At 48.5% G+C, this 12,487-nt stretch carries 13 protein-coding genes; 8 read left to right on the plus strand and 5 right to left on the minus strand.

Features of this window, described 5'->3' with window-relative positions; all coding sequences use genetic code 11:
• Nucleotides 1-247 precede the first annotated feature (247 nt).
• The 3 genes from K0C01_RS06775 to thiD all read left to right on the plus strand — a co-directional run bounded on the left by K0C01_RS06775 (nucleotide 248) and on the right by thiD (nucleotide 3,674).
• Nucleotides 248-1,171, plus strand: a complete 924-nt coding sequence (locus tag K0C01_RS06775) for a serine/threonine-protein kinase RIO2 (RefSeq protein ID WP_221168970.1) — start codon at nucleotides 248-250, stop codon at nucleotides 1,169-1,171.
• A 530-nt stretch (nucleotides 1,172-1,701) separates the two neighbouring features.
• Nucleotides 1,702-2,271, plus strand: a complete 570-nt coding sequence (locus tag K0C01_RS06780) for a 50S ribosomal protein L15e (RefSeq protein WP_221168971.1) — start codon at nucleotides 1,702-1,704, stop codon at nucleotides 2,269-2,271.
• A gap of 62 nt (nucleotides 2,272-2,333) precedes the next feature.
• On the plus strand, nucleotides 2,334-3,674 hold the full coding sequence (gene thiD / locus K0C01_RS06785) for a bifunctional hydroxymethylpyrimidine kinase/phosphomethylpyrimidine kinase (RefSeq protein ID WP_221168972.1): 1,341 nt from the start codon (nucleotides 2,334-2,336) through the stop codon (nucleotides 3,672-3,674).
• A gap of 550 nt (nucleotides 3,675-4,224) precedes the next feature.
• Here thiD and K0C01_RS06790 read toward each other — a convergent pair.
• Complete coding sequence (locus tag K0C01_RS06790; protein WP_221168973.1) at nucleotides 4,225-4,803, minus strand: uracil-DNA glycosylase; 579 nt, start codon at nucleotides 4,801-4,803, stop codon at nucleotides 4,225-4,227.
• Nucleotides 4,804-5,026: 223 nt separating this feature from the next.
• On the opposite strand from K0C01_RS06790, the gene K0C01_RS06795 reads away from it, so the two are divergent.
• The gene (locus K0C01_RS06795) at nucleotides 5,027-6,277 is read left to right on the plus strand and encodes an RNA-guided endonuclease InsQ/TnpB family protein (RefSeq protein WP_221171218.1); all 1,251 of its coding nucleotides are present in this window, start codon (nucleotides 5,027-5,029) and stop codon (nucleotides 6,275-6,277) included.
• 72 nt (nucleotides 6,278-6,349) lie between these two features.
• Here K0C01_RS06795 and K0C01_RS06800 read toward each other — a convergent pair whose 3' ends face one another.
• Nucleotides 6,350-6,907, minus strand: a complete 558-nt coding sequence (locus K0C01_RS06800) for an endonuclease dU (protein WP_221168974.1) — start codon at nucleotides 6,905-6,907, stop codon at nucleotides 6,350-6,352.
• A 6-nt stretch (nucleotides 6,908-6,913) separates the two neighbouring features.
• Nucleotides 6,914-7,093, minus strand: coding sequence for a DUF5786 family protein (locus K0C01_RS06805; RefSeq protein WP_221168975.1), 180 nt, complete (start codon nucleotides 7,091-7,093; stop codon nucleotides 6,914-6,916).
• Nucleotides 7,094-7,188: 95 nt separating this feature from the next.
• Here K0C01_RS06805 and K0C01_RS06810 point away from each other — a divergent pair, with 95 nt between their 5' ends.
• Nucleotides 7,189-7,800, plus strand: a complete 612-nt coding sequence (locus tag K0C01_RS06810) for an MBL fold metallo-hydrolase (protein WP_221168976.1) — start codon at nucleotides 7,189-7,191, stop codon at nucleotides 7,798-7,800.
• Here K0C01_RS06810 and K0C01_RS06815 read toward each other — a convergent pair.
• Complete coding sequence (locus K0C01_RS06815; RefSeq protein ID WP_221168977.1) at nucleotides 7,797-7,946, minus strand: 50S ribosomal protein L40e; 150 nt, start codon at nucleotides 7,944-7,946, stop codon at nucleotides 7,797-7,799. The genes K0C01_RS06810 and K0C01_RS06815 overlap by 4 nt on opposite strands.
• 123 nt (nucleotides 7,947-8,069) lie before the next feature.
• A complete protein-coding gene (locus K0C01_RS06820; RefSeq protein ID WP_221168978.1) occupies nucleotides 8,070-8,894 on the minus strand; it encodes a lipoate--protein ligase family protein in 825 nt (274 codons plus the stop codon).
• Between the two features lie 325 nt (nucleotides 8,895-9,219).
• Here K0C01_RS06820 and K0C01_RS06825 point away from each other — a divergent pair, with 325 nt between their 5' ends.
• The 3 genes from K0C01_RS06825 (at nucleotide 9,220) to K0C01_RS06835 (ending at nucleotide 12,401) form a co-directional block, all read left to right on the plus strand.
• The gene (locus tag K0C01_RS06825; protein ID WP_255568225.1) at nucleotides 9,220-10,347 is read left to right on the plus strand and encodes a radical SAM protein; all 1,128 of its coding nucleotides are present in this window, start codon (nucleotides 9,220-9,222) and stop codon (nucleotides 10,345-10,347) included.
• A 150-nt stretch (nucleotides 10,348-10,497) separates the two neighbouring features.
• Entirely contained in the window at nucleotides 10,498-10,668 is a 171-nt protein-coding gene (locus K0C01_RS06830) for a hypothetical protein (RefSeq protein ID WP_221168979.1), read from the plus strand.
• 2 nt (nucleotides 10,669-10,670) lie between these two features.
• Nucleotides 10,671-12,401, plus strand: coding sequence for an RNA-guided endonuclease InsQ/TnpB family protein (locus tag K0C01_RS06835; RefSeq protein ID WP_255568226.1), 1,731 nt, complete (start codon nucleotides 10,671-10,673; stop codon nucleotides 12,399-12,401).
• The last annotated feature ends 86 nt before the right edge of the window (nucleotides 12,402-12,487 follow it).

Consider the following 12,487-nt stretch of genomic DNA (forward strand, 5'->3'; position numbering starts at 1 on the left):
TTGAACAGACAGCCTGTAGCGGCGTCGCTTTTGCTGTCGTCATTCAACACTACTGTCTTCTGCTAAATCTCTGGAAATACACCCTATATTTGACACTATCGGGGGCAGTCTGGGGTCTTATCGTCCTTAGCCGAATCCAATCTTATGCCGCTGTCCATATATACAATGAGTGATTTAATATAGCGATATATGATTTACACGATGGCTATGGCGTCGTCTTTTTGCTGTTCTAACCCCAATCTACTGTATGGTTCAGAACGTCGCCGGGATTATTGCTGAGCTTGAGTCTGAAGATATCTATCTTCTTTCTGGGCTGGAACAGGGGATGCGCTTCTCGGAGTGGGTGCAAAAAAGTAAACTACCAGAGTTTGCCGGCCTTACTCCCGAAGAAGTGGACTACCGAATTGACCGGTGCTTAGACCGAGAACTGATAGAAAGAAAGACCATTCAATACGAGGGGTACCGACTCAAGTTTGAGGGCTATGACGCTTTAGCACTTCACACATTTGCAGAACGCGAAACAATCGACGGTGTCGGAACTTCTCTTGGTGTGGGGAAAGAAAGCGATGTCTACGAAGCCAGATCATACCGACCACTTGCACTGAAGTATCATCGTGAAGGGATAACGGAATTTCGGGAGGTCAATCGGGAGCGAAATTATACTGCTGATCATGAGCATGTCTCATGGATGTATACCGCTCGCAAAGCGGCAGAACAAGAGTATGCTGCCCTTCAAGATCTCTACCCAGAGGTATCTGTCCCACGGCCAATAGACCATAATCGACACGCCATTGTCATGGAGAAAATGACTGGTGTAGAACTCTCTCAGACACAACTAGATGATGATCAAGTGCTTCCTGTACTGAGTCTCATTATTGAAGAGCTGGCTGCAGCCTATCAACAAAACCGTGTACATGCTGATATTAGCGAGTACAATATCTTTATCTCTGAGGACGGGATTACTATCTTTGACTGGCCACAGTCAGTTAGTGCTGACCACGCAAATGCTCCTGAACTACTGGAAAGGGATCTTGAGAACATCATCGGATACTTCAGCCGTAAATACCCAAACAATGTCGAAAATATTGATGTCAAAGAAGTAAAGCAGGCAGTTATCGATGACGAGTTTACTACTGTTGAGGCGTGTCAAAGTGGATGTCAATCTGTATAGTTCCTTAGAGTCCGAGATCGCTCTTCCTGCTAACGGATAGCTTAAGACTATTTGATGCTTACAGAGCCGAACGTCCATCTAATGCCTCACTCTGGTTTGGATTATTGGAGTCTAGCAACACTAAGTGCTAGTCACTAACTCAAATTGTTTAATTATATAACTTCTTCAGGATCCACATAAAGTCTGTATAGAGCCTTTCGCTAGGGACCACTCACACAGACCAGCTGACACAATTCTGGCTATTTTGAGAACTGACAGTTAGTTTTAGAATCCACGCTCTTCTATTTGTCTGAGCACAGTTCCAGCAAGTCCGGTGTATCCGGAACTCACATATGTAATAAATCTTATTTCGCTATATAGAACTATGACAGATGACAATAGAGTATCCCTGTATCGAAGTGCTTAAGCGAATCTCATGGGTAAATTATAGTATCTCGCTGGAAGACGGGCACCAGCGGGCACCTGTCTCTGACAGGTCGGGATGTGACTTCACACGGAGTTGAACCACTTGACGCCCGTGGTGATAAACTATGGCGCGAAGCTTCTACTCACATATCAAGGACGCATGGCAAGATCCAGACGATGGAAAGCTTGCCGAGCTGCAGTGGCAACGAAAACAAACATGGCGTGATGAACCAGCAATCAAGCGAATTGATCGCCCAACACGACTTGACAAAGCTCGTGAACTGGGTTATAAAGCAAAGCAAGGCGTGATTGTCGTTCGAGCAAGTGTCCGGAAGGGTACTGCTCGAAAGAGTCGATTCCGTGCCGGTCGCCGATCCAAACGCCAGGGAGTTAATCGGATCACTCGTCGAAAAAATATTCAGCGGATAGCAGAAGAGCGATCTACTCGAAAGTTCCCAAATCTACGAGTCCTCAATAGCTACCCAGTCGGAGAAGACGGTTCGCAGAAATGGTTTGAGATCATTCTTGTAGATCCAAACCATCCAGCAATCGAGAATGATGATGATCTCAGTTGGATCTGTGATGACTCCCAGCAGGGTCGGGCTTTCCGAGGTAAGACAAATGCTGGCCGGTCAAACCGCGGACTTCGTACCCGGGGTAAAGGTGCTGAAAACGTTCGACCGAGCCGTAACTAGTTAGTCGTTTCGCAACCTCGCTTTTCATTACCGATTTGTACTATCAGCAAATAGTATTCCTTATGCGAAATTCTCTTCCACAGTCCCAACCAGTCACTCTAACCATCGCAGGCAGTGACTCAGGAGGTGGGGCTGGCATTCAGGCCGATTTACAGGCAATTGCAGCAACCGGGGCATTTGGAACCAGTGCTATTACTGCTGTAACTGCACAAAATACACAGGGCGTTGAAGACACGCACGTTCTGCCTCCTGAACAGGTGCAGGCGCAAATCACCGCTGTACTTGATGATTTTGATGTTGATGCAATCAAAACAGGAATGCTTGCGACTGCGGAAGTCATTGATGCCGTGGCTGATGTTGTCGCTGACTATGATATTCCAATGGTTGTTGATCCTGTTATGATCGCAGCAACTGGTGATCGACTGCTATCTGAAGATGCAGAAGATTCCTATTATACACTCTTTGAACATGCTGATATAATTACTCCTAATGCCGATGAAGCAGAAACGCTCGCTAAAACCCATATCAATGACAACGATTCAGCTATTGAGGCGGGACGTGAGCTTTTAGAGTCTGGAACTGGTGCCGTCTTGCTCAAAGGTGGACACATTGCTACTGATCCTGTTGAAGACATCCTGATCACTGATACCGATGTAACGGTCTTCACTCATCCTCGGGTTAATACATCTGCTTCGCATGGATCCGGATGCGCTCTTGCTGCTTCCATTGCTGGACGGCTCTCCCACGGACAAGACATACATAGTGCTGTAGATGAAGCAACTAGTTTTCTTGGCCGAGCTATTCGATATCACTATGACATTGGAGAAGGGTCTGGCGCAGTTAATCATTTAGTTGATCTCCGAAATCGTGCTACCAAGACCAAGACACAGTCTACAGTTAGTTCTCTGGTCAACGAAATTGCTGAAATATCTCCTCGAAAACTCATCCCTGAAGTCGGAATGACTGTCGTTGGGGCAACTCCATATGCTGAGTCTGTCGAAGATATCGCAGGTGTTGATGGTCGTATCAATCGCACAGTCAGCGGAATTTCTACCGATAGTGGTGTTCGATTTGGTGCTTCATCTCATGCTTCACGGTTTCTCCTTTCTGCCAGGGAGTACAATCCTAACCTCCGCTTTGCACTAAATGCCCGCTATGGCTCCGATGTTATGACCGCTCTCACTGATACTAGCTGGTCAATTGCCGAAGCCTCTCCTGTTGAGACAGACGATCATCAACAGCGGATACAACATCTGGTTGATGAAACATTTGATGACTCGACCTCTCCTAATGTCGTTGTTGACCGTGGGGGAATGTATTCCGAGCCACTTTGCTGGTTATTGACAGAGAATCCACAACCTCTCAAAGCAAACTTAGAAACTCTTCTGGCGCTGCTCAACTGATATCTTGCCTGCTGTTACGTATCAACTGTCAAGACGCCTGTAGGGTTTAACTCTTACAGGCTACGTTTCCGTCCTCAAAGAGCGACCAACGGGAGCGAGTAGGGCGGGGTGAGTTTACCTGACTTTGGCAAAATTGGGAAATGCCCTTTTTTATTTTACAAAATCAGATTAATATCTTATATCTGCTCTTTGGTGTCTGGTTCATGTTGACAGGTTATTTAGAATTGTCGTGGTGTGGTCGTCGGGGATAAGAGCGACCGTCCGGCCGAGACTGCGAAAAAGAGATCAGCTGGATCGACAACCACTTGAAATACAACTTCGGGGAACTTCGAATTAAGCCGGGTTCGAAGTAGGAGGGAAACCAGGAGTGTGACACAGATCATAAGAACATCAGAAAGATGGTAGCACGGCCTAAATGTGCCTTGGCTGCTTCGGTACCCACCCTGGTATCCACGGAGTTGAGTTTACAGAAAATTGAGCGAATGCCACGGAGCTTGCCTCCAAGATAGCTGAGGTGTCCGCCTGAATAACAACAGCCAAATTACTAAGGTTAGTATTCACCAAGCCGTGTTTGACCCTCACCACTGCTAACGAGTTCTGAGGCCTTCTTTATTGTTTGATTAAATGTTTCTTGCTGACTTGGATCGTACAATGTTGCTGCTGGATGAATATTAATCAATATCCGATACATCTCTCCGTTTAACCTCGTATCGCGTACTGTCCCAGCAGCTGAGGTAACAGAAATAGACCGATCTAATAGTTGCTCCGTTGGAACTTTTCCTAATGTCATGATAACATCTGGACTAACTACTTCGATTTCTGTAAGAAGATGGTGAAAGCAATTTTCAAGCTCAGATGTCTTCGGATTTCGGTTTCCTTCTGGCCGACAGCGAACACAGTTTGTGATGCGGATATCTTCCCGTTCGATTCCGTGTTGATTCAGACTTTGTGTTAGCACATCTCCACTTCTTCCGACAAACGGTTCGCCGTGTTTGTCCTCTTTTTCTCCCGGTGCTTCTCCAACTAATAGTAATTCTGCGTTTGGATCACCGGTTCCATTAACAATCTGGCTTCGCGATGCGACCAGATCTGAGCAGCGTCGACAGTCTGTAACGACATGGTCATCCATATAGGGTAATATTGCTCTGCTTCATAAATACCTCTTTGTCATCGGTGTCGAATGTGCTTCTGGCTTGTCTGTCAGATGCTATCTTGATACAGCGAGAGAATCTCGGCGTTCACGCCGGGCGTGAATCGCGTACACTCCGGGTAGACACCGGCACTGTTCCTGCTGACCGGATATTCAATAGTGAGCCGAAACCGTTTAATCATTATACTGTCATAGGCTATGTATAGTGAATCTGGTCACAACACGCACCTTCACTGCGTCACTCACCAATGACCGTGAGGGTGTTGTGCGTGACCTTGATTCACTGGCTCGTTCCGGTAGTAAAATCTGGAACGTCGCTCGGTGGACCATCAGCCGCATCTGGGACCACACCGGAACCATTCCGGATGAAGGACCGCTCAAGTCCTACATGAAAACCCAAGCGTGTTGGAAAGATTTGAACTCGCAGTCAAGTCAGGCAATCGTTGAAGAATTGGCTGGCGCTTTCCAGTCGTGGTTTGAACAGGACGACCCAGACGCCAACCCACCGGGGTATCGCAAAGATGGAGATGAGCGCCCACGTTCAACTGTTACGTTCAAAGAAGACGGCTTCAAACTCGACACGAAACACCAGCAAGTCCGGTTGTCGAAAGGGAAGAACCTGAAAGACGGATGGAGTGATTTCGTTCTCTGCGAATACGAACCCGGTCCAGACGTAGATCTGTCTGATGTAGAAACCGTACAGCAGGTCCGAATTGTCTGGAACGGTAACCGCTGGGAACTACACTTCGTCTGTAAGGTTAGCATTGATGCAGAGGACTCAGCAGGTGAGAAAACCGCAGGTGTTGACCTCGGCATCTGTAACACGGCGGCTGTCTCTGTCGGTGATGAAACGCTGTTGTATCCGGGCAACGCCCTGAAAGAAGACGCACATTACTTCCGGCAGGAAGAATACGACACAGAAGGCAAGAACGGCCCCAGCACCCATGCTGAGTGGGCAAGGCAGAAGAAATCCCGGCGACAAGAGCATTTCTTGCATGCGATCTCGACAGACATTGTTGAGCAGTGTGCTGCCCGTGGTGTTGGGACGATAGCAGTCGGTCACCCGGAAAACATTCGCGCTGATGAAGACTGGGGCCGACACGGGAACAAACGCCTGCACGACTGGGCGTTTGAAACACTGCTCAGTCACATTGAGTACAAAGCCGAAGAACGCGGGATTGGGGTTGAGCGGGTTGACGAGTACGAGTTGGCTACGTCGATCACGTGCTGTGAGTGTGGGATGAAAGCCGATTCAAACCGTGTTGAACGTGGTTTGTACGTCTGTGAGGTGTGTGGGTTGGTTGCGAATAGCGACTGTAATGCGGCTGAAAACATGCGAGCGACGGTAACTCCGAGTCCGTCACAGGATAGGAGTAACGGCTGTCTGGCCCAGCCATCGGTCCGCCTGTTCGACAAATCGACGGGGAGAGTCGCCCCACAAGAACAGGTATGACCGTAGACCGGCAAATATCCCAACGCTTGCGGTGCGGTTCGGGAAGCCCCGTCGTTCACGACGGGGAGGAGGTCACCTGCGAAAGCGTCGTACTGCGCTTGCTGCGAGCTTGGCAACTCGAACTGGCTCGGGCCGTCTATTCTCTCCTGTATATGCTTGTATTACTGCTGCTGTTTCATCTTGGCTGAGTCCAGCACTTCGATAAAAAATCACGTGTCCATCTGTTACTGTCTGCTTTCTTTCTGGCAGACCCTGATACCGTCTATAACGTTGCCTGAATTCACGACCAGAGAATGCCTTTCTAAGTGGTTGCTCCAGACCTTCACTTTCTTCGTATGATAACGCAATCACTGGTCGGTCGACTTCCTCAGCGATCTGGTCCATGTCGATTATATTGTACCACGCAGGAGCAATCCCATTGATAAATATATATCGGATGTCTTCACGGTCAAGGCTCTCGTACAATCCGATTATTGCCTCAGCACTGTCCATGCCTCCAATTGTGCAGTCACCAAACTCGAACCCATCTACTGCTCGATTTGCTTGAACAACGGCACCGGCCAATGTGCTCTTCTCATCAGAGTCAGTGAATGATTCTGCGACACCGAGTGCTCGTCTCCCGCTTTTCATCTAAAACTAGCTTGCGTTGTTTTTGATATCCTGTAGCCGGCTGATGAGTTCATCATTGCTGGCTCCAATTTCGTACTCCACGGATCCATTGTGCTCGGCTTCTTCTGTTTCCACATCATCTTCATTAAAATCAGCATCAATTTCCTGATTTTCCTGTTCGGACTCGTCGTAACTCCCAAACCCCATACACATTATTATAACGGCTTTGATCCACTAAAATATCTCGGTGGTCATTCTCATGATACCGCATAGCATTAGCTGTTCCGTGCCAACTATTTCATATGGAAGTCTATAACGTAACTGCAGAAGCAGAGACGTTCACCAGTAATGTATTCCTCGTACCAGGAGAGACAACCGCGCTTGTCGATACTGGAGCAATGGATGATGTTACATCTGTAATCTCTGATTATGTAGATGTGGTAGACGCTGTCTATATAACTCATCAGCATAGTGATCATATCGATCAACTTGATAACATTATTGAAAGATTCGCCCCGACTGTTGCTACATTTGAGGACCATGAACATCAGACAAAGACGCTAGATGATGGAGATCATGTCCAACTAGGTGACGATACATATGAGGTCGTTCACTCGCCTGGACACGCAGATGATCATGTTGCACTCATTGGGCCAAATAGAATTTTTTCTGGCGACGTCGTTGTTTATAATGACAGCGCGTTTGGCGACGGAAGCTTTGGTCGAACTGATCTTCCAGGCCAATCACGGGATCAACTCATTCATTCTTTGGAGACAATCCTTGATCGGCTTCCAGATACAGTTAGACACATGCATCCAGGACACGGAGATTCCTATGAGGGGGACGTAAGATCTGTTATTGAACGTGCCCTTCGACGAGCACGGAGAAAAGAACCGAAATATTCAGATAATTAAGCTGCTCGCGATTCCTTTGCTTTTGGTCGCAGATTCTTATGTCCACATTTTCGACATTGGTCCGCCCGCTGTGGATTCCGGGCGTTGCAGCGCATACAAATTTGTTTTTCGAGCATCCGTTCTTCTGCTTTATCGAATCCAGCCATACCACTAACTTAGATGGTAGAGTGAAAAGCGTTTTTGAATTGACACGGCCTTTCTTAACTCTCACCGTATTTCGAGATCAAATTCTTTCTGGTTTTAGCCGCTTGAGGAGGTCAATGACAAGATCAGCTTGTTTCAGTCGGATCTGAGCGATCTTTCACCCATGCATCAGAACGATACTTCGCCTCGGCTAATTCCTTTGCTTTTGCAATTTCTTCATTGCTCCATTCGCCCTGTGATGCGTCTGTCCATGCTGTAAGTGTTTCTTTGAGCGTTCTTACAGCATTTTTTCGGGTCAGTCCTACCTGCTCGTTAATCGAGGTAACCCGATCCCTGTATGTTTTTGCGTTTGTCTCTGGATTTGCAAAACAACCCAGTTGTGTTTCTGGTGTGAGCTTGTATGATATTGATCCGTGTTGGATTACTGTTTCCTGCTGCCTATTCTGTGCGTTCCCACTAATCTTCTGCCCGTCTACTACGATGTCATGCGCCGGGTTAACCCCCCGGAGATAACATGCTGGCTCGTGTATAGCAGGATACTCCCTCTCGGCAAAATCAGCAGCAATGTTCATCTTGTTAAATGCCTCTAACACTGGCTGACAAAGCAGGTGATAACTTTCCATTACATCCTGAGGTAGTTCTTTACTTGGGGCAATGATACTGTAGGAGATATCGCCAATTGTATCGTGATAAATTCCTCCTCCTCCGGTCGGTCGTCGAGTTACATCAATCGACTGTTGATCACAAAATTCCCAATCAACTGTCTCAGCTGCCTGCCGATACCCGAGTGATAGCGTGCTTGGCTTCCACCGGTACACACGAACCGTCCTTGGCCCTCCGTTACGCGCTGTTTCTGCAGCAACCTCTTCCAATGCCATTTGCATTGGGCCGGATCGCGTTTCCTCTTCTGGAATTACACGCCATTCCTTTTCCGCGAGAAGACTTGTCATAACCTTTTGCTGGACAGCCACCTGCTAAGTTGTTTCGCTCCCCGAATCAACTGCTGTTACAGAAAATTCGAGACGAAAGCCTTGCCCTTCAGGGTGGGGAGGATACCAAAGCACCAGCTACAGCCATCAACACACGTAAATGTCATCGTCGAAGTCAACAACCGGGTACTTGTCGAGATATGCTTCTATCCGTCGCATAACCGTTACGTGCTTGGTAGGCAAAATTGGGATGGTAGTATCGATAACGAATACACGTGATTGTTCATGTCAAAAAGAATCGATGGGTAATTTATTGCCATCGAGTCGTTAATGCATGTCATATAAAATGGATTCGTCGCCACACTCAGGAGGATCCAGCCAGTCTCCACACTCAGGAGGTCATCCAGGCAGCAGAGATTATTCTGAAGCTCCACTGATCGTTACTTGGGAAACAACACAGGCATGTGCACTGTCATGCGACCACTGCCGAGCAGAAGCGGAACCAAATCGGCATCCAAACGAACTCTCTACCGAAGAGGCAAAAGAACTCTTCCGATCAGTAAAAGAATTCTCGCCGGAGCCGATACTAGTATTATCAGGTGGAGATCCACTGGAGCGACCAGACCTATTTGAATTACTCGAAGCAGCTGTTGACATGGGTCTATCACCATCAATTACGCCAGCAACGACTGGTAAGCTCACAAAGTCAGCAATCAAGCGGTTCAAAGAGATTGGTATTGGACGAATGGCACTCAGCCTTGACGGTGCCACAGCTGAAACGCACGATTCGTTCAGGGGGGAGCCCGGTACATTCGAAACAACGATTCAGGCAGCCGAATACGCAAATGAGATTGGCGTGCCAATTCAGATTAATACAACAGTCACAGCGCAGACTGTTGATGAGTTACCAGAGATCATCAAACTTGTCGACTCATACAATGCTGCGATGTGGGAGGTGTTTTTCCTTGTTCCAATCGGGAGAGGAACAGAGCTAAATCAACTTTCACCACAGCAAGCATACGAAACGATGGAATGGCTCTACAGGGCGAGCAGAGATAAATCATTCCGAGTTATCACTGTCGAGGCGCCATTTTATCGTCGAGTTGCACAGAGAATACAACGAGAGGAAGGACACCCGCCAAAACCTGTTGGGTCGACCGGTGCAGGAAATGGATTTGTTTTTATAGATCACACAGGCGAAGTTTATCCATCTGGATTTCTCCCCAGAAGCGTTGGGTCTGTACGTGAGAAATCGCTTCCTGATCTGTATCAGTCAGCAGAGTTGATGGAGCAATTACGGGACAGACAGTCTTTCTCTGGACCGTGCGGTAATTGTCCAATAACAGAGCAGTGTGGTGGATCACGATCACGGGCATATGCAGCAACTGGAGACCCAACAGAAAGCGACCCGCTTTGTCCTTGGGCAGTCACTGGAGATACCGGATACGAGCCAGTCTTTAACTTTTCAGGCTGAGTCCCCGTTCTTAAGGAGCGACCAACGGGGGCGAGTAGGCAGGGGTTCGTAACTGCTTCCAAATTTAGTAGTATTTGGTAGTATTCGGATATATTCAGGAGTCTTATTTGAACGTAAAATACTTATATATAGCTGACTTATTACTAAGTGATGGCTGACAACGACTCGACTAACGTGAACATCGAACTTCCACAGGAGGACTTCGAGTTCCTGAGACAATATAAAGACGAGATGGGGTTGACATGGGAAGGTCTGTTAAAAGCCGGAACACCATTCAAAGACTGGAAAAATCAGCAATACACCACCCCCACCGACGAATGACGATGCAACTGACCGAACAGTTCCATATTCCGAGAGAATACCACAACGCTTGTGACCGACTCACCACGTTCGTCGAGCGTCACACTCAGCGGTTTCTCAGAGAGAAATACTGGACGGATTGCCATATCAAAGCTGTCGACAACCACGTCGGACAGTCCTATACCTACATCCGAGACGGCGATACAGACCCGTTTGAGGGCGTTGATGAATACCTCTACAGCCGGTTTAAGCGATGTGTCTACCACCGTGTCACCAGCACGCTTGAGGCTCACGCCGATGAACTACGAGCGTTTGAGTTCGTTGTTGAAACGGTCACTGAACGGAAAATAAAACAAATCGGGTGGCGGCGGCTACGCGACCGATTGTTCAGCGACGACTCGCCATACATCCAGTGGGCCGTGTTGGAATCAGTTGTCGAACAATTGAACAACTACTACGACCGTCATGGTCGGTTCCCCGACGACTATACTGATATGGTCGGGTGTCCTGAACCAAACGGAACACTCCCATATGCACCTGACACAGGCGACTACCACATTCACGAGGTGACTGTTCGGGATGGTCGACTCAGTATTACGTTGAACGCCCCTGATTCACTCTCGCCGGAGTCGTACCACGATTGGACCGACCACGAAATCAACTTCCCAGTCCATACGCAGTTCCAGCAGATGATTTCAGCTGGTGAGGTGGGCGCACCAACGCTCCACGAATCCGATCACGGATACACGCTGGATCTTCCGGTTTCGGTTCCTGAACAGGACACCAACACTGTTTCCGACCGCGTGCTGTCGGTCGATCTTGGTGTGAAAAAGCAAGCTACGGCGGTCGTGATCGAAGACGGTGAGGGACAAATCAGCCCACCGGAGATTGTCGACCACTCGGCAAAAGACAAACTGTTCCGACTGAACACTGAGGCGGAAAGCATCAATGACAGGTTAGCAGAACTCCGGCGACAGGGGAAAGCTCACACTGATCGGTTTGCCCATCTACAGAGTGAATACGAACAGGTCAGACGCAAAGAATGCCGACTCCGCGAGCAAATCCAGCACGACGTAGCCAATCAGCTGGTGTGGACCGCGCTACAATACCAGTGCGAAACAATCGTCTTTGAGTCGCTCGGACAGATGGAATCGCCGGATGTAACTGGTTCGCTGGCCCGTTCGATTTCGACGTGGGCGCGTGGCAATCTATTAGATCGAGCCGACTACAAAGCCGAGTTGGTTGGAATCGAGACAGCGACGGTGAATCCGTGGATGACAAGCCGATACTGTCCTCGGTGTGGTGAACGCGGTGAGACAGTCACCGCTCCGGACGATCACACCGAGTGTCGCCACGGCGGTCACTTCCACTGCCCGCACTGTGGCTACGAGTGCGACCGTGACGTAGTTGGTGCGATCAATGTTGGACGGAAATATCTCTCAGACAGCAGGATGGAAGCGGTGAAACCTGTCGCCTATATGGAGACAGGAAATGCTGTTCACGCCAGTTTTCCATCACCTGCTGACAACGGAGAGACAGGTGCCCGTTCAACTGGCGTTCAGTCCACAGCCACACAGGAACAGGATACGGCAAGCGGCTGTCAGCCCCGGCTGACTCAATACTGTCCCACTGTGCGGAGTGGTGAGTCAGACATGGGTGGACTGCATCAAAATCATGGTAGCAACACGGGCAGGCAGTTGCCCAGCGGTAGTGTCACAACGCACGTTCTTGCCAGTGCTATTGAATCCGACTGAACACTACCAAATGCTACTGATAATCTGAACGGTAGTTCACTCAGGCTCAACAGTAGCAATCCAATCACTGCTGACAGGAGATATAT

It is taken from the genome of Salinarchaeum sp. IM2453 (genome assembly GCF_019693215.1).
In the GTDB taxonomy this organism is placed as follows: Archaea; Halobacteriota; Halobacteria; order Halobacteriales; family Salinarchaeaceae; genus IM2453.